19 protein-coding genes are annotated in these 25,092 nt (G+C 73.9%); 10 read left to right on the top strand and 9 right to left on the bottom strand.

The genetic code is table 11. The annotated features are described in order from the left end of the window. Positions 1-64 precede the first annotated feature (64 nt). A complete protein-coding gene (locus DK419_RS23960; protein ID WP_245442677.1) occupies positions 65-1,201 on the top strand; it encodes an SH3 domain-containing protein in 1,137 nt (378 codons plus the stop codon). A 49-nt stretch (positions 1,202-1,250) separates the two neighbouring features. Here the strand turns inward: DK419_RS23960 and DK419_RS23955 are convergent, their stop codons facing one another. The 3 genes from DK419_RS23955 to DK419_RS23945 all read right to left on the bottom strand — a co-directional run bounded on the left by DK419_RS23955 (position 1,251) and on the right by DK419_RS23945 (position 3,354). Then, positions 1,251-2,102, bottom strand: a complete 852-nt coding sequence (locus tag DK419_RS23955) for an SDR family NAD(P)-dependent oxidoreductase (RefSeq protein WP_109961316.1) — start codon at positions 2,100-2,102, stop codon at positions 1,251-1,253. Then, the gene (locus DK419_RS23950) at positions 2,099-2,857 is read right to left on the bottom strand and encodes an enoyl-CoA hydratase-related protein (protein WP_109961315.1); all 759 of its coding nucleotides are present in this window, start codon (positions 2,855-2,857) and stop codon (positions 2,099-2,101) included. Before DK419_RS23950 ends, DK419_RS23955 begins: the two co-directional genes overlap by 4 nt. A gap of 233 nt (positions 2,858-3,090) precedes the next feature. Continuing rightward, a complete protein-coding gene (locus tag DK419_RS23945; RefSeq protein ID WP_109961314.1) occupies positions 3,091-3,354 on the bottom strand; it encodes a hypothetical protein in 264 nt (87 codons plus the stop codon). A 213-nt stretch (positions 3,355-3,567) separates the two neighbouring features. Between DK419_RS23945 and DK419_RS23940 the strand changes: the two genes are divergently transcribed. The 4 genes from DK419_RS23940 (at position 3,568) to DK419_RS23925 (ending at position 11,536) form a co-directional block, all read left to right on the top strand. Then, positions 3,568-5,562 (top strand): putative bifunctional diguanylate cyclase/phosphodiesterase, encoded by a 1,995-nt coding sequence (locus tag DK419_RS23940; RefSeq protein WP_109961313.1) that lies wholly within the window; start codon positions 3,568-3,570, stop codon positions 5,560-5,562. 147 nt (positions 5,563-5,709) lie between these two features. Further along, a complete protein-coding gene (locus DK419_RS23935) occupies positions 5,710-6,915 on the top strand; it encodes a fumarylacetoacetate hydrolase family protein (RefSeq protein ID WP_109961312.1) in 1,206 nt (401 codons plus the stop codon). A gap of 134 nt (positions 6,916-7,049) precedes the next feature. Then, entirely contained in the window at positions 7,050-9,161 is a 2,112-nt protein-coding gene (locus DK419_RS23930; RefSeq protein ID WP_109961311.1) for a carbohydrate porin, read from the top strand. A 464-nt stretch (positions 9,162-9,625) separates the two neighbouring features. After that, complete coding sequence (locus tag DK419_RS23925) at positions 9,626-11,536, top strand: acyltransferase family protein (protein ID WP_208642240.1); 1,911 nt, start codon at positions 9,626-9,628, stop codon at positions 11,534-11,536. A gap of 7 nt (positions 11,537-11,543) precedes the next feature. On the opposite strand, the gene DK419_RS23920 is transcribed toward DK419_RS23925, so the two are convergent. After that, positions 11,544-12,560 (bottom strand): PAS domain-containing protein, encoded by a 1,017-nt coding sequence (locus DK419_RS23920; protein WP_245442675.1) that lies wholly within the window; start codon positions 12,558-12,560, stop codon positions 11,544-11,546. 218 nt (positions 12,561-12,778) lie between these two features. On the opposite strand from DK419_RS23920, the gene DK419_RS23915 reads away from it, so the two are divergent. After that, the gene (locus DK419_RS23915) at positions 12,779-13,942 is read left to right on the top strand and encodes an acyl-CoA dehydrogenase family protein (protein ID WP_109961309.1); all 1,164 of its coding nucleotides are present in this window, start codon (positions 12,779-12,781) and stop codon (positions 13,940-13,942) included. A gap of 64 nt (positions 13,943-14,006) precedes the next feature. After that, entirely contained in the window at positions 14,007-14,708 is a 702-nt protein-coding gene (locus tag DK419_RS23910; protein ID WP_109961308.1) for an alpha/beta fold hydrolase, read from the top strand. Between the two features lie 3 nt (positions 14,709-14,711). Here the strand turns inward: DK419_RS23910 and DK419_RS23905 are convergent, their stop codons facing one another. Further along, positions 14,712-15,353, bottom strand: coding sequence for a glutathione S-transferase family protein (locus tag DK419_RS23905; protein ID WP_109961307.1), 642 nt, complete (start codon positions 15,351-15,353; stop codon positions 14,712-14,714). A gap of 87 nt (positions 15,354-15,440) precedes the next feature. Continuing rightward, positions 15,441-15,722 (bottom strand): hypothetical protein, encoded by a 282-nt coding sequence (locus DK419_RS28830; RefSeq protein ID WP_162561379.1) that lies wholly within the window; start codon positions 15,720-15,722, stop codon positions 15,441-15,443. Between the two features lie 299 nt (positions 15,723-16,021). Here DK419_RS28830 and DK419_RS23895 point away from each other — a divergent pair, with 299 nt between their 5' ends. Then, the gene (locus tag DK419_RS23895) at positions 16,022-17,692 is read left to right on the top strand and encodes a methyl-accepting chemotaxis protein (RefSeq protein ID WP_425352682.1); all 1,671 of its coding nucleotides are present in this window, start codon (positions 16,022-16,024) and stop codon (positions 17,690-17,692) included. Between the two features lie 25 nt (positions 17,693-17,717). Here DK419_RS23895 and DK419_RS23890 read toward each other — a convergent pair whose 3' ends face one another. The 3 genes from DK419_RS23890 to DK419_RS23880 all read right to left on the bottom strand — a co-directional run bounded on the left by DK419_RS23890 (position 17,718) and on the right by DK419_RS23880 (position 20,113). Next, positions 17,718-18,623, bottom strand: a complete 906-nt coding sequence (locus DK419_RS23890) for an NAD(P)H-hydrate dehydratase (protein ID WP_109961305.1) — start codon at positions 18,621-18,623, stop codon at positions 17,718-17,720. Next, positions 18,620-19,384, bottom strand: coding sequence for a histidine phosphatase family protein (locus DK419_RS23885; RefSeq protein ID WP_109961304.1), 765 nt, complete (start codon positions 19,382-19,384; stop codon positions 18,620-18,622). The genes DK419_RS23890 and DK419_RS23885 overlap by 4 nt, the downstream gene beginning before the upstream one ends. Before the next feature lie 153 nt (positions 19,385-19,537). Continuing rightward, positions 19,538-20,113, bottom strand: a complete 576-nt coding sequence (locus DK419_RS23880; protein ID WP_109961303.1) for a hypothetical protein — start codon at positions 20,111-20,113, stop codon at positions 19,538-19,540. A gap of 874 nt (positions 20,114-20,987) precedes the next feature. Between DK419_RS23880 and DK419_RS23875 the strand changes: the two genes are divergently transcribed. Together DK419_RS23875 and DK419_RS23870 are read left to right on the top strand one after the other, a co-directional pair. Further along, a complete protein-coding gene (locus DK419_RS23875; protein ID WP_109961302.1) occupies positions 20,988-21,521 on the top strand; it encodes a (2Fe-2S)-binding protein in 534 nt (177 codons plus the stop codon). Further along, positions 21,518-25,072, top strand: a complete 3,555-nt coding sequence (locus DK419_RS23870) for a molybdopterin cofactor-binding domain-containing protein (RefSeq protein WP_245442673.1) — start codon at positions 21,518-21,520, stop codon at positions 25,070-25,072. The genes DK419_RS23875 and DK419_RS23870 overlap by 4 nt, the downstream gene beginning before the upstream one ends. Positions 25,073-25,092 lie beyond the last annotated feature (20 nt).

The raw sequence follows: 25,092 nt of genomic DNA, 5'->3' as shown, positions 1-25,092 counted from the left end.
TGCAAAGGCCGGGGACGCGACCGGGATGTCCGTGGTCCGGCCGTCGAGACTGGATGTGCGCGCGATGCTGAAGCAAGGGGTTCTGGCGGCGATCATCCTGGCGTCGGTGAGCAGCGCGCAGGCCGAGAGCGGCGGCTACAGCTATCCGGTCGGGCTCGACGAGAACGGCGACAACTTCCTCGCCCTGCGCAGCCGGCCGACGACGCAGGAGGGCGTGCGGCTGCGCAAGCTCGCGCCGGGGACGCTGTTCGGCGTGATCGGGCGGCAGGGCGCCTGGTACAATGTGCGCCTCCTCGACGGCGAGAGCGGGTGGGTCTACGGCCGCTACGTCGGGTGCTGCGCCCGCGGGCCGCAAGAGCCGGCGCCCGCCGTCGCGCAGACCACGCAGATCGTCGTGCAGTCCGGCGAGGCCGAGACCGCGCGGCTGCGGGGCCAAGTCGCGCAGCTCACGGCCCTCGTGCGCGCCAACCAGGAGAAGCAGGAACGGCGCGAGCGGGAGGCGGCTGCGGCCGCCCGGCCGGCGCCGGAGGCCGAGCGTCCGTTCGCCGACGAGGATGCGCTCGCGGGCCTGAGCGCGCGCTTCGAGCAGGCGACGGCCAATCGCGCCTCCTACCTCACGCCCACGAGGCCGGACGACCAGGATCTCGGCCGCACGGCGCGGGCGGCCTCCGAGCAGTTCCCGAAGGTGCCCTACTACATTCCCGGCACGCGGGAGAGCGGGCGGTTCTGGATCGAGCCCCGCGTCGGTGACACCGGCCGGCTGTCCTACGACTTGGTCTTCGTCGATCCGCGCGCCGGCGTCGACCAGAAGCGCGCCGTCATCGACCTGACCCCCGAGCAGCTCGACCGGATGAAGCTCGCCGTCGGCAAGATCTCGTCCTGGTCCGACATCGCCCACCGCAACGAGGTGCGGCGCCACTACCGCAAGCGGGTCGATTGCTTCCCGGAAGCCGCGTGCCCGCGCGACGGCGACAAGATCGACGGTCAGTCCTCGACCGAGATCGTCTTCTTCGTCAACGAGGACGGTTCGACCGGCGGCCGCATCCAGCGAAACAAGGGCCGCTACGACGAGGGCTACAACGTGTCGGTCAAGTCGGCCCGTTTGCTCGCGTCCTACCTGGGCTACGTGCAGAGCCGCGGCGAGCGCGACTACGCGGCCGGGACGCGCACCGCGGCGGATCTCGACGTCATGTTCCGGTGAGGCGAGGGTCGGCGCGCACCGTGCGGCACCGGCCCGGAGAGATGCCCGATCACCCCTCCGCCCGGTACCGCTCCGGCCTCGTCCCGTCCTCGTCGGTGAAGCCGTAGTCCCGCGCGAGGTCGGCGACGTGGAGCACGCGGCCCGCCATCGCGCCGATGCCGGGATCGCCGGCGAGCGCGGCGAGCGCGCGTCCGGCGTAGAGCGGGCTCTCGCCCGCCTCCCCCGCCATGCCCGCCTCGACCACCCGCTCGGTCCGCACCGGGCCCGGCGCCAGCGCCAGGGCCGTCACGCCGTAGGGCCCGAGCTCCGCCGCCACGCCCAGGGCGAGGCGGTTGGTGGTCGCCTTGGCGAGGTCGTAGAACAGGTCGCCGAGGTAATCGTCCGTGCCGAAGGAGACGAGCGCCAGGAGGCCGCCCTTGGCCGAGACCATGGCGGGCGCCACCGCCCGGGCGAAGAGCAGGGCCGCGAGGGGCCCGGTCTCGAGGGTGTGGCGCAAGGGCGCGAGGCCCCGGCGCCAGAACGCGGTGCCCCAGGCGGCGCCGTCGGGGTAGCGCACGCCGTCGTAGCCCTCGTTGCCGCCCCAGACGCTCGACACCGCGACGTCGATGCGGCCGAAGCGGCGCAGCACCCAGCGCACCATCGCGTCGACCTCGATCTCGCGGGTGTGGTCGCAGAGGTAGTGGTGGCCGCGCCCGCCGGCGAGGTCGACCTCCCGGGCGGTGTCCTCCAGGGCTTCCCGGCGCTGGTCGGTGCGCGCGCCGGTCTCGCTCGAGCGGGCGGTGACCACCACGGTGGCGCCGGCCTCGCCCAGGCCCCGGGCGATGCCCCGGCCCACCCCGCGCGAGGCGCCGGCGACGAGGCAGACCTTTCCCGAGAGGTCCGGGACCCCGGGCGGCCTCACCGGGCGCCGCGGGACAGGAAGCGCTGGAACGCGGCTTGCGCCTCGGGCGAGCGGAGCGCCGCGTCGAAGGCCTCGGCCTCCGCATCCATCGCGGCCCGCACCGCCTCGTGGTCGCCGCGGATCAGCCGGCGGGCGGCGGCGAGCGCCTGGCGGGGCTTGGCGGCGAGCTTCGCGCCCTGGGCGAGCGCGTGCTCCAAGAGCCCGTCGGCCGGCACGACCGCGTTGGCGAGGCCGAGCCGCACCGCCTCGTCGGCCCCGAACGCCTCGCCCAGCAGCAGCAGCTCGGTCGCCTTCGGCACGCCGACCCGGCGCGGCAGCAGGTAGCTCGAGGCGGCCTCCGGCACGAGGCCGAGATCGACGAACGGCATCCGGAAGGTCGCGGCGGGCGCGACGTAGACGAGGTCGCAGTGGAGCGTCAGCGTGGTGCCGACGCCGACCGCGAGGCCGTCCACCGCCGCCACCATCGGGGTACGGGTCACGGCGAGCTGGCGGATGAAGCGCAGCGAGGGCGCCTCGCCGAACGAGCGCTCGGCCCGGGCGACGAAGTCGGCGATGTCGTTGCCGGCTGTGAACACGCCCTCGGTTCCGGCGAAGACCACGGCGCCGACGCCCGAGCCCTCCCGGTCGGCGCCCTCCAGGGCCTCCCGCATGGCGTCGTACATCGCCCCCGTGAGGGCGTTCTTCTTCTCGGGACGGGCGAGCCGCACGAGGCGGACGCCGCCGGGTTCGTCGGTGATGCGGACGTGGTCGGTCATGGGGCTCACCAGGGATCGAGCGGGCCCGAGGTGTATCCCACCGAATGGATCGCACCGTCCATCGTCAATGCGGAGGCGCGGAAGCCGGGCGCCGTCCGAGTCGGTCCCGGGCTGCCGGGAGGCGGACCCGGGGTTTCCGGTGCCGCGGGACGAAGCCGGATCCCGCTCGTCGCGGCCGCGGACCGGCATGGGGGATCGAGCGGCAGGGGTCGAACGATCCTGCCGCCGGAGCCTCAGTAGCTGTAGCTGCGGCTCGGGCCGTAGCCGCCGCGCGGGCGCACGCGGTCGCCGTAATCGAGGTCGCGCTGGGCGCGGCGCTTGGCCAGCGCCCGGCCGGCGAGGCAGCCCGCCACGGCGCCGACGACACCGCGCTCGGCCAGGTAGTGGCCGGCCACGCCGCCGATGATCGCGCCCTTGATGCAGCCCTTGGCCTCCGCCGCGCCGACGCCCATCAGCGTCACGACCGCCACCACCGCCGCCTTCGCCACGTTCCGCATGCTGCTCCTCCGCCCGACCGGGACATCGATGTCGGCTGGAAGAGTAACAGCCAGGCTCGGCGCGCGTTCCGCGGCGGCAGACGTTGACGCGGCCGGCCCCGGCGGTTGACCTTGGCGGTCGTCAACGATTCTTTACCCATAGCCGCTACGGCTGCGAGGCCGTTTCACCGAGGTGCCATGTCCGGGCGAGGCCGCCACTCAGCAGGTTCCGACATGTCGCCCGCGGGCGACGGCCCGGATCTTCGCGCGTCGATCCGGCGCGACCAGCTCGAATCCGTGCGCCTGAGCGTGCGGCAGGCGATTCCCGTCAACGCGGTCCTCGGCGCCACCGGCGCCCTGGTCGCCGTGCAGGCCGGGCAGTGGCAGGCCGGGCTCGCGTGGTTCGCGGTCTCCTCGGCCGTCAACCTGACCCGGCTCGGCCTGTGCCGGGCGCCCTGCGCCGGCCTCGCCGCGCCCGAGGCGGCGCGTCCGGAGGCGCTGCTCGCCGAGGAGGCGCGGGAGGCCGCCCGCTCGGTCGACCGGCACCTGCGCCTCGCCACCCTGGCGGCGGCCCTGTCGGGCGTCGTCTGGGCGCTGGTGGCGCTCCTGTGCGAGGGCTACACCTCGCCCCAGACCCTGTTCTACCTCATCGTCGTCTGCGGCATCACCGCGGGGTCGGTCACCCACGGCATGGCCTACGCGGCGATCCCCGCGAGCTTCATCGCGCCGCCGCTCCTGACCGTGGCGGGCTGCCTCGCCGCCGCCGGCGGGTTCGACCGCGCCTGCCTCGCCGTCACGGTGCTGCTCTACCTCGCCGCGCTCCTGCGCAGCGCCGTCGAGACCGAGCGGGGCTTTCGCCGCACCTCCCGGCTCAAGAACGAGGCGACCGCGCTGGCGCGGGCGCGCCACGAGGCCCATGCCGAGGCCTCGGCGCTCGCCGACGAGATGCGCCGGCGCGCCACCCACGACGCCCTCACCGGGCTGATGAACCGGGCCGGCTTCGCGCAGGGCGCGGAGGCGCGCCTCCTGCGGCCCGGGCCGGCGCCCTGCCTGATGCTCCTCGACCTCGACGGCTTCAAGTCGGTCAACGACGTCTACGGCCACTCGACGGGCGACCGGGTCCTGATCGAGGTGGCGCGGCGCCTGCGCCGGACCCTGCCGCCGGGGGCGCTGGCGGCGCGCTTCGGCGGCGACGAGTTCGCGGTCCTGTACGATCCCGCCGGCGGGCTGCCGCCGGCCGATCTGGCGACGGCGCTGATCCAGGCCGTGATCGAGCCGTTCGAGAGCTTCGATGCCGGCCGCCTCGGCGTCAGCATCGGCCTTTGCCACGCCCATGGGCCGAGCCTGACCCAGATGCTGAGCTGCGCCGACGAGGCGCTCTACGCCGCCAAGGCCGCGGGGCGGAACCGCTTCCGGATCTTCGACGAGGGCCTGCGCGGGCGCCTGGAGATGCGGCGCGACAGCGAGCGCGACCTCTCGCACGCGCTGGCCGAGAACGGCCTCGCGGTCTGGTTCCAGCCGATCTTCGGCGAGGGCGGCCGCCGCGTCGCCGGCCTGGAAGCCCTGGTGCGCTGGCACCACCCCGTCCACGGCTGGGTGCCGCCCGGCGAGATCGTCGCCGCCGCGGCGCGCGCCGGCCTGACCGAATCGCTCCTGCGCTTCATCCTGGAGCAGGTCTGCGGCGCGATGCAGGCCCTGCGCGCCGGCGGGCTGCCCGACATCCGGGTGGCGATGAACGTCTCGCCGCGGGAGATGGCGCAGGTCCCGGTCGACGAGATCGTGCTCGACCGCCTGCGGGCGCTCGGCTTGGCCCCCGCGCTCCTCGAGATCGAGATCACCGAGGAGACCGCCCTCGACATCGAGGCGGTTCAGGACAAGCTCCTCGCCCTCTCCCGCGCCGGGATCCGCGTCGCGCTGGACGATTTCGGCATCGGCTACTCGTCGCTCGCCTCGCTGCGCCAGCTCCGGGCCGGCCGGGTCAAGATCGACCGCAGCCTCGTCACCGGCCTGTCGACCTCGGACGACAAGCGCGGGCTGGTCCAGGCGGTGCTCGGCCTCGGCCGGGCGCTCGGCCTCGAAGTGGTGGCCGAGGGCGTCGAGACCGCCGAGGATCTCGCGGCCCTGCGTGCCCTCGGCTGCCCGTTCCTCCAGGGCTACCACCTCGGCCGGCCGGTCCCCGCCGAGCAGGCGCTCCGGGAGGCCCTGGCCTGCCGTCCGGACGCGGCCTGACGCCCGCGCCGCCTCCCGACGGGACTGTCGGGAGCATCGGGCCGGATCTGCTCGCGGGGCGCTTCCCCGCCGCAGCCGATCGGCTTAGGTCTCAGCCGTGACCGCGCACCCGCCGAACGGGCGCCGGCCGGGAGGAGACCTCACCCCATGCAGCCGATTCTCGATGCCTACGACGCCCGCGCCATCCTGCCGGAGGACGGCCTGGCCGGTGCGCTGGCCGGCCGCGTCTGGCGGCCGGAGCTGAACGGGCCGAGCACCGTCGCCGTGCGCGAAGGGACCGGCGGCGCGCCGGAGCTCGTCGACATCAGCCGCGCCTTCCCGACGATCCGCGACCTGTGCGAGGCGCCGGATCCGGCGAGCGCCCTGCGCCGGGCCGCGGGCGAGACGATCGCCCCCCTCGACGCGGTGCTCGCCAACACGCCCCCCGACACCCGCGATCCGTCGAAGCCCTGGCTGCTGGCGCCGGTCGACCTCCAGGCGGTCAAGGCCGCCGGCGTCACCTTCGCGGTCTCGATGCTGGAGCGGGTGATCGAGGAGCGCGCGCGCGGCAACCCGGACGCCGCGGCGGCGATCCGCCTCGAGGTCGGGCGCCTCGTCGGCGACGACCTGCGCCGGCTCAAGCCCGGCTCGCCCGAGGCGATGGCGCTGAAGGACGTGCTGGTGGCGCAAGGCGCCTGGAGCCAGTACCTCGAGGTCGGCATCGGGCCGGACGCCGAGATCTTCACCAAGGCCCAGCCGCTCTCCTCCGTCGGCTGCGGCCAGGAGGCCGGCCTGCATCCGGGCTCGCAATGGAACAACCCGGAGCCCGAGGTGGCCCTGGTGGTGGCCTCCGACCAGCGCGTCGTCGGGGCGACGCTCGGCAACGACGTCAACCTGCGCGACTTCGAGGGCCGCTCGGCCCTGCTGCTCGGCAAGGCCAAGGACAACGCCGCCTCCTGCGCGCTGGGTCCGTTCCTGCGCCTGTTCGACGACCGCTTCTCCCTCGACGACGTGCGGCGCACCGTGGTGAGCCTGGAGGTGACGGGCGAGGACGGGTTCCGGCTGTCGGGCACCTCGGCCCTCTCCGAGATCAGCCGCGACCCGGCCGACCTCGTCGCCGCGATGATGGGCGGCACCCACCAGTACCCGGACGGCGCGGTCCTGTTCCTCGGCACGATGTTCGCGCCGGTCGAGGATCGCGGCGCGCCGGGCCAGGGCTTCACCCACAAGGTCGGCGACCGGGTGGTGATCCGCAGCCCCGGCCTCGGGGCGCTGGTCAACCGCATGCGCCACTGCCAGGATTGCGAGCCCTGGACCTTCGGGGCCGCCGCCCTGATGCGCAACCTCGCGGGGCGCGGACTCCTCGGGGCCTGAAAACCGTCGTCCCGGCCCGCGCCGTGACAATACCGTCACGGAAACCGTGGACCCGTGTCCCGCGCGAGCGCGGCCGGTTGCCAGGAATATAGCATTGGCTATACCTGGCCGCCGGAACGGCACGGGGGAGCACGATGCGGCGGACGGGCGGAGCGGGGATCGGGCTGGCCGCGATCGGGGTGGCCTCGAGCCTGTGGGCCGGCACGGCGAGGGCCGCCGACCTTCGGCCCTCCGCTCCCGCCGCGGCGGATGCTCCGTCCTACGTCGACTGGTCCGGCCCCTATCTCGGGATCGAGGGCAGCGCCGGCGCCTCGTTCGGCAATTACCGCTTCGGGCCGAGCACCGTCGGCGGCCGGCCGATCCCGGCCTTCCAGAGCGGCGACTCGACGCGGCGCTCGGATGCCGGCCGCGAGGCCACCACGGCGGTCGGCGGGCTGTTCGGCGGCACCAACTGGCAGACGGGCCCGTACCTCTACGGGATCGAGGCCGACCTCTACGGCGCCAACCTCAAGCGCCCGGTCCCCTCCACCGCCCTCGGCTTCGGCTACGAGGGCGTCGATCCGCCCTTCACCCTCCTCCGCGACAAGACCGACCTCTACGGCGCCCTCAGGGGCCGCCTCGGCTACGCGTTCGAGAGCTACCTCGTCTACGCGACCGTCGGGCTCGCGGGCGCGAGCGCCCGGGTGATGGCGACCTATCCGGACCTCGCCACCGGCGCGGTCGCGACGGCGCGCAAGGACCTGTCGTTCCTCGGCTTCACCCTCGGGGCCGGCGTGCAATACGCCATCACCCCGAACCTCGCCCTCGGCCTCGACTACCGCTACATCGATCTCGGCCGCTCCGGCCGGTTCGACCTCGGCAGCGTGCCGGGCCTCGGCCCGGTCACGACCCAGGCCGCGTTCTCGTCGCACCAGATGATGGCGCGGCTGTCCTGGTACCCCTACGGGTTGAGGCTGCCGGCGGAGGTGGCCGAGGACGCCCCGGCGAGCCGCGACACCGGCCGCTACTCGTTCCACGGCCAGACCACCTTCGTGAACCAGGGCGTGCCCGGCTTCCGCTCGCCCTATCGCGGCGAGAACAGCCTGGTGCCGCGCCAGGCCCAGGCCACCACCACCGCGACCCTGTTCCTCGGCGTGAAGCTGACCGACAGCACCGAACTGTACTACAACCCGGAATTCTCCCAGGGATTCGGCCTGTCGCGGACGCTGGGCGTCGCCGGCTTCGTCAACGGCGAGGCCCAGAAGGCCGGCGCGCCGTTCCCCAAGCTGCGCTCGAACCGCTTCTTCGTGCGCCAGACCTTCGGCCTCGGCGGCGTCACCGAGGACGTGCCGGACGGCGTCAACCAGGTGGCGATGACCCGCGACGTCGAGCGGATCACGGTGGTCGCCGGCAAGTTCGCGCTGGGCGACTTCTTCGACGGCAACGTCTACGCCCACGACCCCCGGGTCGACTTCATGAACTGGTCGATCTGGGGCTCCTCGGCCTGGGACTTCCCGGCGAACCTGCCCGGCTTCACGCAAGGCGTGATGGTCGAGTACAACCGGCCGGAATTCGCGATCCGGGCCGCCTACACCCAGGTGCCCAAGCAGCCCTCGAACGACGTGCTCGACCCGCGGGTCTTCGAGCGCGCCGGCGCCAACATCGAGTTCGAGGAGCGCCACGTGCTGCCGGGGCTCGACCAGCCGGGCAAGCTGCGCATCGGCCTGTTCAGCAACGTCGGCAACACCGCCAATTACCGCCAGGTCGTCGACCTGACGCAGGGCGGCGTGTTCGACGACATCAACGACGCGGCCGCCGCGACGCGTCGCCCCCGGCGCAAGACCGGCGCCTACGTCAACCTCGAGCAGGCGCTGACGCCGGACCTCGGCCTGTTCGCCCGGGCGAGCGTCTCGGACGGCCGCAACGAGAGCCTGTCCTTCACCGACATCGACCGCAGCCTCTCGGGCGGGCTCTCGCTCAAGGGCACCGCCTGGGAGCGGCCGGGCGACACGGTCGGCATCGGCGCGGCGGTCAACGGCCTGTCGCCGTCGCACCGCGCCTTCTTCGCCAACGGCGGCCTGGGCCTGCTGATCGGCGACGGGCGCCTCAACTACGCCCCCGAGCGCGCCCTCGAGACCTACTACGCGCTCAGCCTCACCAAGGCCGTGACGGTGTCGTTCAACTATCAGCTCGTGGTCAATCCGGCCTACAACCGCGACCGCGGCCCGGCGAACTTCTTCGGCACCCGCCTCCACGCCGATTTCTGACGGCGTCCCGGGCCGCCTTGCGCCTTTCGGAGGAGCGCCCTCGGGTGGTGTGCCTCTCCGACGGCGCTCACGGGCTGCGCCGTGAAGCAGGTTCGGCACGCGCCGGCGCGTCGAGCCTCTCTCCCACTCTGGAGAGGGCTTCGTCTTCGATCTTGCGGATCAGATCATCAGGAAACATCCGCTCAGCTCCAGAGCGCCGCATCGCGACGGCGCCGCCTTCGCGAAACATCCCGAGAAATCGGTGTCGACGAATGGCGGAGGTGGACCCGTCGATTACGGAGAAAGGCTGTGCTGTCTCCGGGCGGCGCTCTTCCTACACTGAACCCGTCGTCGGAGGAGCTGACACGATCGCCGGACGGGGCGGGGCCGCCGGCTCCGCCCCGAGGCGAGCGCGGACCCTCGCGTCCCACGGCCAGACGGGAAGACAGAGCCTTCGTCCGAGGACATCCATCATGCGATCTGGCGTGACCGGGCATGCGACCGCCGCTGCCTACCGGCCCGACATCGACGGACTGCGCGCCGTCGCGGTGCTGGTCGTGATCCTCTTTCACGCCGGCATCGCCTGGATGCCGGGCGGGTTCGTCGGGGTCGACGTGTTCTTCGTCATCTCCGGCTACGTCATCACCCGCGGGCTGCTGCGGGAGGCGGCATCGGGCGGCATCGGGCTCGGCGAGTTCTACGCGCGGCGGGTCAGGCGCATCCTGCCGGCGCTCGTCGCGACCCTGGCCTTCACCACGCTCGCCGCCTACTGGCTGCTGCTGCCGCCGCAGCTCGCGGATTACGCCGGCAGCGCGACGGCCTCCGCCCTGTCGGTGGCGAACATCTACTTCTGGCGCTCGTCGGGCTACTTCGACGCCGCGGCGCTCTACCGTCCGCTGCTCCACACCTGGTCGCTCTCGGTCGAGGAGCAGTTCTACCTCCTCCTCCCGGTCGCGCTCCTCCTCGCGGTGCGCCTGCGGCTGCGGCGGCTCTGGCTCCCCTTCGGCCTCGTCGCGGCGCTGTCGTTCGGCCTGAGCGTCTATGCCGGCCACTACGCGCCGACGGCGAACTTCTACCTGCTGCCGACCCGGGCCTGGGAACTCCTCCTCGGCGTCCTGCTGGCGATGGCGCCGCGGGGCAGCGTCGCGCTGCCGCCGGCCTTGCGCCAGGCTGCCGGCCTCGCGGGCCTCGCCCTGATCCTCGCCCCGGCCTTCCTCTACACCGAGGCGACGCCGTTTCCCGGCGCCGGCGCCCTGCCGCCTTGCCTCGGCGCCGTCCTGCTGATCCGCCTCGGGGGGGAGCCGGGAGGCGGGAGCGCCGCCACCCGCCTGCTGGCGGCCGGCCCGCTCGTCGCCGTCGGGCTGATCTCCTACTCGGCCTACCTGATCCACTGGCCGCTGATCGTGCTCGCCCGGATCGGCCTGATGCGGGATCTCGATGTCGCCGAGACGGTCGTCGTCATCGGCGCGACGCTGCTCCTCGCCACCCTCTCCTACCGCTTCGTCGAGCATCCCTTCCGGCGACCGCAGGCGCCCGCGCGGCCGGCCCTCGCCGCCGGGTTCGCCGCCACGCTCGCGCTGGCGTGCCTCGGCTGGGCCGGGACGGCGAGCGGCGGCCTGCCCGGACGCTTCCCGGATTTCCGCGTCAGGCCGGTGCCCGGAACCGAGACCTGGAACCACCGCACCTGCTTCCTGTTCGCCGACCAGACCTGGCAGGCCTGGGACCAGGCCGCCTGCACCCGGACCACGGGCAAGGACGGGCTGGTCCTGCTCTGGGGCGACAGCTTCGCCGCCCATTACGTGCCCGGCCTGATCCGGCACGCCGAGAGGCTGCCGGGCAACCTCCTCCAGTACACGGCGGCGGGGTGCCGGCCGACCCTCGGCGTCGCCTCGTACGTCGTGCCGCATTGCCGGGCCTTCAACGATAACGCCCTGGCGCTGATCCGCCGGCTCGGGATCCGCGACGTGGTGCTGGCGGCCCGCTGGGGCGCGCAGCGCGACCGCAACGTCCCCGCCCTGCTGCACGAGACCGTCGCGCAGGTGATCGCCCTCGGGGCCCGCGTCCACGTCGTCGGGCAATCGCCGGAATTTCCCCTCGATCCCGCCTTCCTGGCCTATCACCAGCGCCGCGACCCGCCGGATGCCGCCGGGCGCTGGCGCCCGGTCGCGGAGACCGGCCTCAACGGCGTGCTGCGGTCGGTCCTGCCCGCCTCCGCGACCTTCGTCGATCCGAACGCCGTCCTGTGCGATGCCGCGACCTGTCCCTACGCTCGGGGCGGGACGTTCCTGTACGCCGATTCCGGCCACTTCTCGTCGGCCGGCGCGGCCGACGCGGTCGGGCGCTACCTGGAGGCCGGGCTGTTCGCCCCTCCCCGCTCCGCCGCGGCCCTCCCCTGAACCGCCTTCAGGTCCGGGCGACCGCGACGGCGCCGTCGTCGAGGACGACGAAGCGGATGCCGGCGCGGCGCAGGGTCGCGACCGCCTGGTGGCGGGAGCGCTGGGCGGCCGGGCCGTCCCCCTCCTCCAGTCGCCGGACCGTCGAGAGCGACAGGCCGCTCGCCGCGGCGAGCGTCGCCATCGACCAGTCGAGGAGCGCCCGAGCGGCGCGCAGGTGGCGGCCCTCCACCGCCTGTTCGAGCCCCTCGCGCAGGCCGTCCGCCGTCGGGGGGGCGCCGAGGGCGGCGGGGTAGATCAGGCCGCTGCGCTCGATCAGGCGGCCCTGGTCGTCGTGGACCGGCACCGACAGGATCCGGTAGCGCTCGGGCGCCCGATCCCGGTGGCGGATCAGCGGGGCGCCCTGGAACACCAGGCCCGGCCGGCGCCGGGCGACGCTGTCGCGGAACGCCGCGCGCTCCTCCGGCACCACGTCGGCGAAGGGATCGGCGTTCACCTCGTCGAGGGAGCGCCCGGCGAGGCGCGCCGCCTCGGGCGGGAAGTCGAAGCTCATGTCGAGGCCGACGGGCACGAACAGGACGCGGGCCTGCGCGAACCAGGCGCTGCGCCGGCGCTGGTCGGCGCGGCGCAGGTGCAGCAGGGCCGCGGGGTCGGTCACGTCGAGGGCGATGCCGGCCGCCGCCCGCGGGCGGCCCTCCGGGGTCAGGTGCAGCTCGGTGCGCAGCGCCAGCGTCCGCAGGGTCCCGTCCGGCCGCACGACGCGCACCTCGCGCTCGGGCAGGGCGTGGCCCTGGATCAGGTCGGCGGCGCTCGCCAGGTGGAGCCGGTCGTCGGGGTGGACGAAGCCGGCGAGCAGGTCGTAGCTCGGCCGCGTGCGCACGGGATCGAGCCCGAGCAGGCGGTAGAGGCCGGGCGACCAGGTCTGCACGTCCGAGGCGAAGACCCAGGCCCAGCTCCCCGTCAGGCCGACATCCTCGATCAGCCGGAGAAAATCGGCGGGGGCGAAGCTGAGGTCGGCCGCGCGCATGCATCCTCGACGGTTGGACGTCCGGCACCCGGAACCCGCTCTCGGCTAAGATGATCCGGAAACGGGTCCCCGGACGGGATACAGGGCGGGCCGCCCGGTCCTGCAAGCGCCGACGGCTCATCGGGGAGTGACACAGGCGCCCGCGATCGGTGTAGCCTCCCGCCCGAACGACGCGCCGAGGCGCCCCGAGGCGGGCGCCCGTGGATGGAGACGCCCGAATGACCGAGACCGACGCCCTCCGGCATCCCGAGATCCGCGAGGAGGTCGCCAAGCTCTGCGCGCGCTTCCCCGACGAGTACTGGCGCCGGCTCGACGCGGAGCGCGCCTACCCGACGGAGTTCGTGAACGCGCTGACCGAATCCGGCTACCTCTCGGTGCTGATCCCCGAGGAGTACGGCGGCTCCGGCCTGCCGCTCTCGGCGGCGGCGGCGATCCTGGAGGAGGTGCAGCGCTCCGGCTGCAACGGCGCCGCCTGCCACGCCCAGATGTACACGATGGGCACGGTGCTGCGGCACGGCACGCAGGCCCAGAAGGAGCGCTACCTGCCGGAGATCGCCGCCGGACGCCTGCGGCTCCAGGCCTTCGGCGTCACCGAGCCGACGAGCGGCACCGACACCACGGCCCTCCGCACCACCGCCCGGCGCGAGGGCGACAAGTTCATCGTCAACGGCCAGAAGATCTGGACCAGCCGGGCCGAGCATTCCGACCTGATGCTGCTGCTCGCCCGCACCACGCCCCGCGACCAGGTGGCGAAGAAGACCGACGGCCTCTCGACCTTCATCGTCGACATGCGCGAGGCGCTCGGCCGCGGCCTGACCATCCGGCCGATCCGCACGATGATGAACCACAATTCCTGCGAGGTGTTCTTCGACAATATGGCAGTGCCGGCCGAGAACCTGGTCGGCGAGGAGGGCAAGGGCTTCCGCTACATCCTGTCCGGCATGAACGCCGAGCGGCTGCTGATCGCCGCCGAGTGCGTCGGCGACGCCAAGTGGTTCATCGCCAAGGCCTCCGGATACGCCCGCGAGCGCCAGGTGTTCGGAAGGCCGATCGGCCAGAACCAGGGCATCCAGTTCCCGATCGCCAAGGCCTACGCCAACATGCGCGCCGCCGAGCTGATGGTGCAGGAGGGTCTGCGCCTCTACGAGGCCGGCGCCAATCCGGGTGCGGAGGCCAACATGGCCAAGATGCTCGCCGCCGACGCCTCGTTCGAGGCGGCCAATGCCTGCATCCAGACCTTCGGCGGCTTCGGCTTCGCCGAGGAATACGACGTCGAGCGCAAGTTCCGCGAGACCCGCCTCTACCAGGTGGCGCCGATCTCGACGAACCTGATCCTGTCCTACATCGCCGAGCACGTGCTGGGCATGCCGCGCTCCTACTGAAGCGCTCCGCCGCCCCTGGCGCCGGACCCTCGATCCGGCCAAAAGGGGCGGCGAAAGGCCGACCATGACCCCCGACCTCGCCCCGCTGCTGTTCCTGCCCGGTCTCCTCAACGACGCGGTGTTGTGGCGCGCGCAGATCGACGCGCTCGCCGATCGGGCGGCCGCGTCGGTGGCGGACCTCACCCTCGACGACGAGATCGCCGCGATGGCGCGGCGCGCGCTCGCGGCCGCGCCGGAGCGCTTCGGCCTCGTCGCCCTGTCGATGGGCGGCTACGTCGCCTTCGAGATCCTGCGCCGGGCGCCCGAGCGCGTCACCCGCCTCGCCCTGTTCGACACCGCCGCCTCCCCGGAGAGCGACGAGCGCGCCGCCACGCGGCGCCAGGGCATGGACCAGCTCAAGGTCGGGCGCTTCGCCGGCGTCACGACGCGCCTGCTGCCGAAGCTCGTCCACGCCTCGCACGTCCACGGCCCGGTGGGCGAGGCCGTGAAGGCGATGGCCGAGCGGGTCGGCGGCGCCGCCTTCCTGCGCCAGCAGCGCGCGATCCTCGACCGGCCCGACAGCCGCCCGACCCTGGCGACGATCCGGGTGCCGACCCTGGTGGCGGTCGGCGCCGACGACCTGCTGACGCCGCCGGCGCTGGCCCGGGAGATGCACGACGGCATCGCCGGCTCGCGCCTGCACGTCCTGCCGGAATGCGGGCACCTGCCCCCGCTGGAGCGGCCGGAGGAGACGAGCGCGCTCCTGCGGGACTGGCTGGCAGCGTGAGGATCAGGCCAGCATCGGGGCGAAGCCCGGATCGCCCTTCGCCATGGCGCGGCGATAGGCCGGGCGCTCGCCGATGCGCCGCAGGTAGGCGTGGATGCCGGGGAACGGCGCGAGGTCGATCGGCTGGAACAGCCGCATCGTGGTGAGCGAGAACACGCTCATGATGTCGGCCGCCGTGAACTCCCCGCCCGCCAGGTAGGGCACCGTGGACAGCCGCGCCTCGACGAGCGCGGTCACCCGGTCGAGGCGCCCCTGCACCGCCTTCTGCACCGGATGCTCGGGGGCGAGGCCGACGCGGCCCACCATCATCAGACGCCCGACGACCGGCTGCAGGTTCCCGTTGGCGAAGTGGAACCAGTACAGGTAGTCGGCATAGGCGGGATGCTCCGGCCCGAGCCGCAGCCGGCCGCCGCCGTGCCGCACGATGACGTATTCGACGATGGCCGCGGATTCCGCCAGCACGACCCCGTCATCCTCGATGACCGGCGCCGCCCCGAGCGGGTGCAGCGCCCGCAAGTCCGGCGGCGCCAGGATGGTGACCGGGTCGCGGTCGTAGCGGACGAGGTCGTAGGCGACCCCGAGTTCCTCGCACAGCCAGAGGATGCGCTCGGATTGCGAGCGGCCGAGATGGTGGATTTTCAGCACTGGACGTCTCCCCTTCGCCGAAACGGCCGCATGTCGGACGCGAGGCCTTCGGGTCTCCGCCAGGCCTCGATCCCGAACGGTGCTCGCTCAGCGGTTCCCCGCCGCCGGCCCGCCCGCCGTGCCGCCGGATCCGGGCGGGCCCGCGGTCGGGCTGCCGCCGATCCAGACGCCCGGATTGGTGCCGGGCACGGAGGTGCTGCTCGGGTTGCCCGGAAGGTTCTGCGTCGGGCGCGACGCGGGCGGCTTCGTCCCGGTGCCGGGGCCCGGCGCGCCGACGGCGTCGCTCGGCGGCGGCACCGGGGCAGTCTGGGCCTCGGCGGTGCCGAGAAGGCCGAGGGTGAGGGCGAGCGTGAAGGCGGTCCTGATCATCGGCCTGTCCGTGAGGAAGCGTCGCCTCTCCAACACGCGGGCGGCGCCCGGGTTCGCGGCCGCGAGGCCGCGCGCGATCGCCGGCGCCGGGCGCGCGGCCCCGACGGTCCGCGCGAGCGGATCTTGGGACTAACCGGCCCCAAGGGAGAGTTGCGCCGTGCCGTCTCCCTGGGCTCGTCTCTGCTGCACAGGGAGTCGCAGAATAAATACCTACGCCGTTGCGGCAGGACAATCCTGGAATTTTAGGGGAAAATTGACGCTCCGGGACGATGTGTGGAGGCGACGAGAGAGGCCGAATGATGAAGCTCAAACTGTCGTACGTCTTGGGTGGACTGATCTCGCTTCTCTCGATCGGGCTTCTGGCGCAAGGGATCCTTGGTGCCGCACAGCTGCGCGCCGTGAACGCGAATGCCCTCGAACTGTCGGAGAACTGGCTGCCGAGCGTGCGGGAACTCGGCGAGCTCAAGTACAAGGTGACGCGCCTGCGCCTCGTCGATGCGCGCTACGTCACGGCGATCGAGCCGGTGGACGACCTCGACGCCGTCTCGAACCGCCGCCTCACGGACGTGGACGCGGTCGCGGGCCGCTACGAGAGGCTGATCTCGAGCGCCGAGGAGCGGGCCGTGTGGGACGCGTTCCGGCAGCAATGGGCGGCATACCTGGCCGTGCGGGCGAAGATCGTGGCCGCGTCGCGCTCACGGGACCACGTCGCCCTGAACGACCTGTTCCAGGCCTCGCGCCGGTCCTTCGATGCGGCGCTCGACGCGCTCGATCGCGGTGCCGCCCTGAACGCGGCGGGAGGCGAGCAGGCGCGCCAAGCGGCCGACGCCACCTATTCCCGCGCCCTCGGGCTGACCGGCCTCCTGTGCTGCGCGGCCCTCGCCGCGGGCCTCTCCGGCCTCGTCTACGTCCGTGCCGGCGTGACGCGGCCGATCGACCGGCTGATCCGGCGCATGGGCGGGCTGGCCGGCGGCGACGTCGACGCCCCGGTGCCCTATCGGGACCGGGCCGACGAGATCGGCGCCATCGCGGCCGCTCTCGAGGCCTCCCGCGAGACCTTGATCCGGACGCGCCGCCTGGAGGAGGAGACCGCCCTCGCCCGGGCCTCGGCCGAGGAGCAGCGCCGGGCCGGCATGCGCCAGATGGCCGACGGCTTCGAGACGACGGTCGGCGGCATCGTCGACCTGGTCTCGGCGGCGGCGACGGAGCTGCAGGCGACCGCCGAGCAGATGAGCGAGACGGCGGCCGGAACGGCGCGGCAATCGGGCCACGTCGCCGCAGCCGCCGAGGAGGCCGCCGCGAACGTCACCACGGTGGCGGCGGCGAGCGAGGAACTCGGCGCCTCGGTCGGCGAGATCGGCCGGCAGGTCCAGGGCTCGGCGGGGCTCGCCCGCCACGCCGTCGCCGAGGCGGACGAGACCGCCCGCCTCGTCCAGGCGATGAGGACGACGTCGGGGCGGATCGGCGAGATGGTCGACCTCATCTCGACGATCGCGCGCCAGACCAACCTGCTGGCGCTCAACGCCACGATCGAGGCGGCGCGGGCCGGCGAGGCCGGCCGCGGCTTCGCGGTGGTGGCCGCCGAGGTGAAGGACCTCGCCACCCAGACCGCCCGGGCCACCCACGAGATCGCCGGCCAGATCGGCGAGATCCAGGGCGTGACCGATCAGGCGGTCGCGGCCATCGACACCATCACGGCGCGCATCCGCGAGATCGACGCGACGGCGGCGAGCATCGCGGCGGCGGTCGAGCAGCAGGGCGGCGCGACGCGGGAGATCGTCCGCAACGTCGTCCAGGCCGCGTCCGGCACCAGCGAGGTGACGAGCAACATCGCCGGCGTGGCGCGCGCCTCGGAGGAGACGGGGGGCGCCGCGGGCCAGGTGCTCGCCTCGGCCGCGGAGCTGTCGCGCCATTCCGAGCACCTCGCCTCCGAGTTGCGGCGCTTCCTCGCGACCGTGAGGGCGGCCTGAGCACGGGAGCGGTGCCGGGCGCGGGTCAGAGCGCACCCTCCGCCACGTCCCGCATCAGGCCCGGCACCTCGCCCGGCAGCTCCCGCGCCAGGAACCCGATCGGCCCGCAGCTCCGAGCCAGCCGCCGCCCCGCCTCGCCGTGCAGGAACACGCCCCAGGCGGCGGCCTCGGCGGGCGTCGTCCCGCGGGCGAGAAGCCCGACGATGATCCCGGCGAGCACGTCGCCAGAGCCGGAGGTGGCGAGGCCGGCGCCGCCACCGGCATAGTGCCAGGTCCCGCCGGCCGGATCGACGATCCAGGTCTCGGCGCCCTTCATCACCACGACGGCGCCCAGCATGTCGGCGGCCTTGCGCGCCGCGGCGAGCGGATCGGCCTCGACGGCGTCGCGCTCGCAGCCGAGGCAGCGCGCCATCTCGCCGGCATGCGGCGTGATCACCACCCGCCCGGCGCGCGCACGCACCGCCTGCGCCTTCTCGCACAGCCCGTCGATGCTCGCGGCGTCGAGGACGAAGGGCGCCTCCGACGGGCCTTCGAGCAGGGCGGCGGTGAGCGCCCTGGTCGGCTCGCCCGACGACATCCCGGCGCCGATCAGCACCGCGGCGGCGCGCTCGGTGCGCGGCAGCAGCACCTCGGCGGCCTGCCCGTGGTCGACGTGGCCGCCCTCGCCTTCCGGCAGCCGCACCACCAGGGCCTCGGGCACCGCCAGGCCGGCGTGCGGCGCCGTGCCGGCGGCGATCGACATCTGCAGCTTGCCGGCCCCGGCCCGGAGCGCCGCGGTGCCGGCGAGGATCGCGGCGCCCGGCACCTCGACCGAGCCGGCGATCACGAGGGCGCTGCCGCGCGCCTCCTTGCTGCCGCCGCCCGAGTCCGGCAGGGGGAGGCCGCGCAGGGTCTCGGCGGTGATCTCCCGGACGATCGTCCCTCTGGTCATCGCGCGGCTCCCGTGGCGTCGGGCTCGGCCGTCACCGGGGCGCCGGCCTGCGTCAGCGGCGCCACGAAGTTGTAGCGCTGCAGCACCAGCTTGCCGCTGCTGCCGCGGTTGGGATCGAAGGCGTACTCGGTGACCGAGCAATTCGCGACGTCGCCCTCGCGGTCGATGCGGAGAATCTCGTCCTCGGTCATGCCCTCGATGAGGTAGCGCAGGCACAGGACGACGACCTGGTGCCCGACCACCAGCACGCGCCGGCCGCCGTAATGCAGCGAGACGGTGTCGAGGGCGCTGCGCAGGCGCAGGATCACGTCGCACCAGCTCTCGCCGCCCGGCGGCCGGTGGTAGAACTTGCCGAGCAGGCGCCGGAACTCGGCCTGGTCGGGGTGGAGCTGGATGATGCCCTCGCGGGTGAGCCGGTCGAGGACGCCGAACTCCTTCTCGCGCAGGCGCTCGTCGGCGACGTAGTCGAGCAGGGGGTCGGCGACGCCCCCGGCCTCGCGGATCAGCCGGGCGGTGGAGTCGGCCCGGCGATAGGGCGAGGTCAGCACCACGTCGGGCCGCTCGGAGGCTGGCTTCTCGGAGAACCACCGCCCCACCGCCGTCGCCTGGCGCTCGCCGAGCGGGCTCAGGGGCACGTCGACGTCGCGCTCCGCGATGTCGATATGGGTGTGTCCGGCCGCCTGCGCGGCGTCGCGGGCGACGTTGCCGGCGCTCTCGCCGTGCCGCACGATCCAGATCCGGTCCGGCCAGCGCTGCTGCATCGTTCACCCCCCGAGGTCGCCACGGGGAGCTAGCGGAGACGGGAGGCGGAACAAGCGCCTGCGGCGTGCGGCGTGACGGCGCTCGCGACGAGGCCGGCCGCTCCCGTCGCGGCCGCCTCGTCGCTCCGGGACCGGGCCCGGAGGTGCGCCGGGTCAGGACGCGAGGGCCGGTGCCTCGCCGGCCGCGAGGCCGGGCTCCTCGCACAGGCAGATCTCGGCGTGCGACGCAGCGGAGTCGTAGCCTGCCCCGACCTCGGACGGGTCGCCCGACCACGTCGCGGCCCGGTCGCCGAAGAGGTTCGTCCCGTCGATCAGGTCGGCCGCGACCGCCGGCGCGGTCACCCCGTCCGATGCCCCCGCGACCGGATCGCCTCCGTCGCCGGCCCCCTCCCCGGCCGACGGGCCGAGGATCAGGGCCTGGTCGGCGGCTCCGTCCGGATCGTTGCATGAGGCGAACTCGCCGGCGGTCGGGCCGTCGGGCTGCGTCTCCAGCGGCCGCGCCGGGACGGTCCTGCCCCCCGTCTCCGACGCGGACGATCCGTCATGCATGGTCGGGCGGAACATGCTGATCGGTGCGGAGGTGGCGGACGTCGTCTCATCGGCGACGATGGTCGGCTCCGACGCGGCGGCGTCGGAGCCCTCGTCGGCGGGCGGGGCATCGGACCCGACGACCGCAGCCTGCTCGGGTTCGCCGTCCGGCGGACCGGTTTGGATGGTTCCTTCGGTCAAGTCATCCTCCAGATCAATGTTGATTCATTTATTTTTGATAAATTTTACATGAATTTAACTGTAAATCATTAACAAATTTAAGTCGTTCGGCGTTGACGGTCGCGCCTCGACTTGAAGTCTATCGCGGGCCGCGTGCTGCAGCGGCGTGATGAACCACGCATCGCGGAAAACCGGGCGGCGGCGGCAACCCGCGGCGCCAATCGAGGGCGACACCGTCGGGTGATGTCTCGACGACGACGCGCGGGCAAAGCGTTCGCCGGACATGGATACTCGGCGGATGCGTCTTCCGGGTCGCCGGCGACCGGCGCGGAGAAGCGGCGAACCACCCGTTCCTCATCACCGTACGCGATCGACAAAGCCGTCGAAGACTGCATCGCTCGACGGGACCGGTCCCCGACGATGCCGCGCCGTCCCGGCCGGAAGCCGATCGCGCGGACCGCGGCGGACCCGGATCGTCGTACCGGCCGCGATGCAGATCTCGGGGTCGAGCCCGACGATTCCACCACCCCGCTCGTCGAGACGTGTGGCGCGACGCGTGGACGATCGCAGAACGTAGGGCCCGGTGCCGGACCACGTCCCGCAACGGACCTTCTCGCGGTCTCGAAGAAAGTGACGGAACCGGCCAGGACCTGATCCGCCGACGCGGTCTCGGCACGGCCTTGCCGGACGGCCGCCTGCAACCCGGCCTGCCGAGTGGCCGAGGTCTTGCAAGCCGAGGTCCTGCAAGCCGAGGTCCTGCAAGCCGAGGTCCTGCAAGCCGAGGTCCTGCAAGTCGTCAAAATTCACGGGCGGCCCGGTTCCGGTCGCGCCGGAAATCTGTGAGAACAAAGGCAGCCGGCGACGACAGCCGGGGCCCGGGGCAGGACGGCACCGCATGCAGGACGATCGGCGGCCGATCGCCAACGACCCCCGCCTGGTACCGGTCCGCCACGTGCTGGCGGTCAACGGGCGGAGCGTGACGGTGGAGGCCGCGCCCGGCACCCGGCTCCTCTACGTGCTGCGCAACGACCTCGGCCTGAACGGCCCGAAATACGGCTGCGGCCTCGGCCAGTGCGGCAGCTGCACGGTGCTGGTCGACGGCCGGGCGCTCCGGTCCTGCGCGATCCCGTTGCGGGCCGCGGTCGGGCGCCGGATCACGACCCTCGAGGGCCTGGGCCAGGGGGGCCGGCTGCACCCGGTGCAGGAGGCCTTCGTCGCCGAGAACGCGGCGCAGTGCGGCTACTGCCTGAACGGCATGATCATGACCGCGGTGGCGCTGCTTGCCGCCAATCCCGCCCCGAGCGAGGCCGAGATCCGGGCCGGGCTCCAGGGCAACCTGTGCCGCTGCGGCACCCATATCGAGATCCTGCGCGCCGTTCGCGCCGCCGCGGAGATGCGCGCGGAGGCCGGCTCCCGGGGAGAGGCATGACCGAGCAGCACCCCGATCCCGCCGCCCGCCGCCGGCACTGGCAGGAGGCGGGCGACCTGCTGCTGGTCTACCGCGAGACGATGGGCCGCCCGCCCCGCCTCGGCGACGCGCCGGGGGCCGCCGCGGCGGCGGGGCCGCAGCGGGCCCTCTACCTCGCGGTCGACGGCGAGGGCCGGGTCACCGCCTTCAACGGCCACGTCGACCTCGGCACCGGCATCCGCACGGCGCTCGCCCAGATCGTCGCCGAGGAGCTCGACGTGCCGTTCGGCGACGTCGCGATGGAGCTCGGCAGCACCGCCACCGCCCCCGACCAGGGCGGCACCATCGCGAGCGAGACGATCCAGATCGCCGCGATCCCCCTGCGCCAGGCCGCCGCCACCGCGCGGCGCCACCTCGTCGAGGCGGCCTCGCGCCGGCTCAACCGCGGCATCGGGGAGCTGACCGTCGAAGCCGGCATCGTCCGGGTCGCGGCGGAGCCCGATCTGTGCGCGGCCTACGGCGACCTCGTGCGTGGAGGCCGCACCGAGCTGACCCTCGACCCCGACGCGGCCCTGAAGGCCGTCGAGGATTACCGCATCGTCGGCCGGCCGGTGCCGCGGGTCGACATCCTGCAAAAGGCCACCGGCGCCTGGACCTACGTCCACGACGTGCGGGTGCCCGGCATGGTGCACGGCCGCGTGGTCCGGCCGCCGACGCCGGGCGTCGATGCCGGGCTCGGCGGCCTGCTGCTCGCGGTCGACGAGGGCTCGGTCGCCCACATCCCCGGCCTCGTCGCGGTGGTGAGGCTCGGCGATTTCGTCGGAATCGTCGCCGAGCGCGAGGAGAACGCCGCCGAGGCCGCCCGCTGCCTCGCCGTGACCTGGCGATCCTCGCAGGGCCTGCCCGACCTCAACCGGCCCGAGGCGGCGCTTCGCGGCAACCCCGCGACGGCGCGCCGGCTCCTCGAGCGCGGCGACGTCGAGCGGGCGCTGGCCCACGCGGAACCCCGCCTCGACCGCACCTACGTCTGGCCCTACCAGATGCACGGCTCGATCGGTCCGTCCTGCGCCGTCGCGGCGTTCCGGGACGGCGACCTCGTCGTGTGGTCGGGCACCCAGAACCCGCACGTGCTGCAGAGCGACCTCGCGCTGCTTCTCGACCTGCCCGAGGAGAGGATCGCGATCGAGCGCCACGAGGCGGCGGGGTGCTACGGCCGCAACTGCGCCGACGACGTCGCGGCGGACGCCGCCCTCCTCGCCCGGGCGGTCGGGCGGCCGGTGCGGGTGCAGCTCACCCGCGAGCAGGAGCACGCCTGGGAGCCGAAGGGCGCGGCCCAGGTCATGGACGTGCGCGGCGGCCTCGACGCCGAGGGGGGCCCGGCGGCCTACGATTTCGAGACCCGCTACCCCTCGAACGGCGCCCCGACGCTGGCGCTGATCCTCACCGGCAAGGTCGCGGCGAACCCCGCCGTGTACCCGATGGGCGACCGCACGGCGGTGCCGCCCTACGCCTTCGGCAACGCCCGGGTGACGGTGCACGACATGCCGCCGATCGCCCGCGCCTCGTGGCTGCGGGGCGTCTCGGCCCTGCCCAACACCTTCGCGCACGAATCCTACATCGACGAGCTCGCCACCGCCGCTTGCGTCGACCCGATCGAGTACCGCCTGCGCTACCTGAGCGATTCCCGCGCCGCCGACCTCGTGCGCGCGGTCGCCGAGCGCGCCGCCTGGGTGCCGCATACCGGGCCCGGGACCCACGGGGGGGCCGGCGACGTCCTGTACGGACGGGGCTTCGCCTACGCGGTCTACGTCCACGGGCCGTTCCCCGGGAAGGCCGCCGCCTGGGCCGCCTGGGTGGCGGACGTCGCGGTCAACCGGGTCACCGGCGAGGTGGCCGTCACCCGCGTGGTGGTGGGCCAGGATTCCGGCCTGATGATCAACCCGGACGGGGTGCGCCACCAGATCCACGGCAACGTCGTCCAGTCGACGAGCCGGGTGCTCAAGGAATCGGTCGGCTTCGACGCCACCGGGGTGACGAGCCGGGAATGGGGCAGCTACCCGATCCTCGCCTTCCCGCAGGTCCCCGAGATCGACGTGCTGATGGTGCCGCGGCCGAGCGAGCCGCCGCTGGGAGCCGGCGAGTCGGCCTCCGTGCCGAGCGCGGCGGCGATCACGAACGCGCTGTTCGATGCCTCCGGCATCCGCTTCCGCGAATTGCCGCTCACCGCCGAGACCGTCCGCGCCGCCCTGAACCCGCCGCGGATCGCCGGGCCCGACGACGGCCCGCGCCGGCGCCGGGGCTTCCTCGCCGGGCTGTTCGGCGCCGGGGCGGGCGCGCTCGCGCTCGGCCTCACCCTCATGCCGTGGCGCCCGGCCTATCCGTCGATCGAGCGGCCGGACCCCGCGGCCTATGCGGCGGCCACGATCGCGCAGGGGCGCCTCGTCGCGGCGGCCGGCGCCTGCCTCGTGTGCCATGCCGGGCCGGGCCGGGCCTCCTTCGCGGGCGGGCGCGGGCTCGAGACGCCCTTCGGCACGATCTACGCCTCGAACATCACGCCGGACGTCGCTTCGGGCATCGGCGCGTGGTCCTATCCGGCCTTCGCCCGGGCGATGCGCGAGGGGGTGTCGCGGGACGGGCACCACCTCTACCCGGCCCATCCCTATACGAGCTTCGTCAACGTGTCCGAGCGCGACCTGCAGGCGCTCTACGCCTACCTGATGGCGCAGGATCCGGTGGCGGCGCCCGTCCCCGAGACGCGCCTGCGCTTCCCCTTCGGGGTGCGCCCGCTGATGGCGGACTGGAACGCCCTGTTCCACCGCCCGGCCGCCTTCGCCGATCCGGCCCGCGGGCCGGACTGGAACCGCGGCGCCTACCTGGTCGAGGGGTTGGGCCATTGCGGCGCCTGCCACAGCCCGCGCAACGCGCTCGGCGCCGAGCGGCGCGGTGCGGCCCACCTTCGCGGCGCCTTCGCCGACGGCTGGGAGGCCCCGGCCCTCGCGGGGCTGTCGCGCGCGCCCCTGCCCTGGACCGAGGACGACCTCTTCGCCTACCTGCGCCACGGCCGCTCGGCCCGCCACGGCAGCGCCGCCGGCCCGATGGCCGACGTGGTCGCCTCCCTGGCGCCCCTGCCCGATGCCGACATCCGCGCCATGGCGGTCTACCTCGCGAGCCTCGCCGGCGCGGCGCCGGCCGCCGTCGCCACGGTCGCTGCCGCGGTCACGGCCCCGGCCTCCTCGCTGTTCCAGGGCGCCTGCGCCGCCTGCCACGAGGGCGGAGCCGGCGGCGACCTCGTGCCGCTCGGCCTCGTCACGTCGGTGCACAGCGCGCACCCGGACAACCTGATCCAGGCCGTCCTCAACGGCGTCCCGGCCTCGGCCGAGCGCTTCCCCCTCCCCGATCCCTCGGCGCCCCCCGCCGCGATGCCGGCCTTTCGCGACACCCTCACCGACCGGCAGGTGGCGGAGGTCGTCGCCTTCGCGCGGGCGCGCTACGCGCCGGACGCGCCGGCCTGGGCGGGGCTGGAGGCCGCGGTGGCGCGGGTACGGGGGCTGAAGCCCCATGCGGCGTGGTGACGACGACCCGCCATCGGCCG

It is taken from the genome of Methylobacterium terrae (assembly GCF_003173755.1).
Lineage (GTDB): Bacteria > Pseudomonadota > Alphaproteobacteria > Rhizobiales > Beijerinckiaceae > Methylobacterium > Methylobacterium terrae.
Note: the sequence above shows the minus strand (reverse complement) of the source record. Positions and strands in the feature narration are given on the sequence as shown.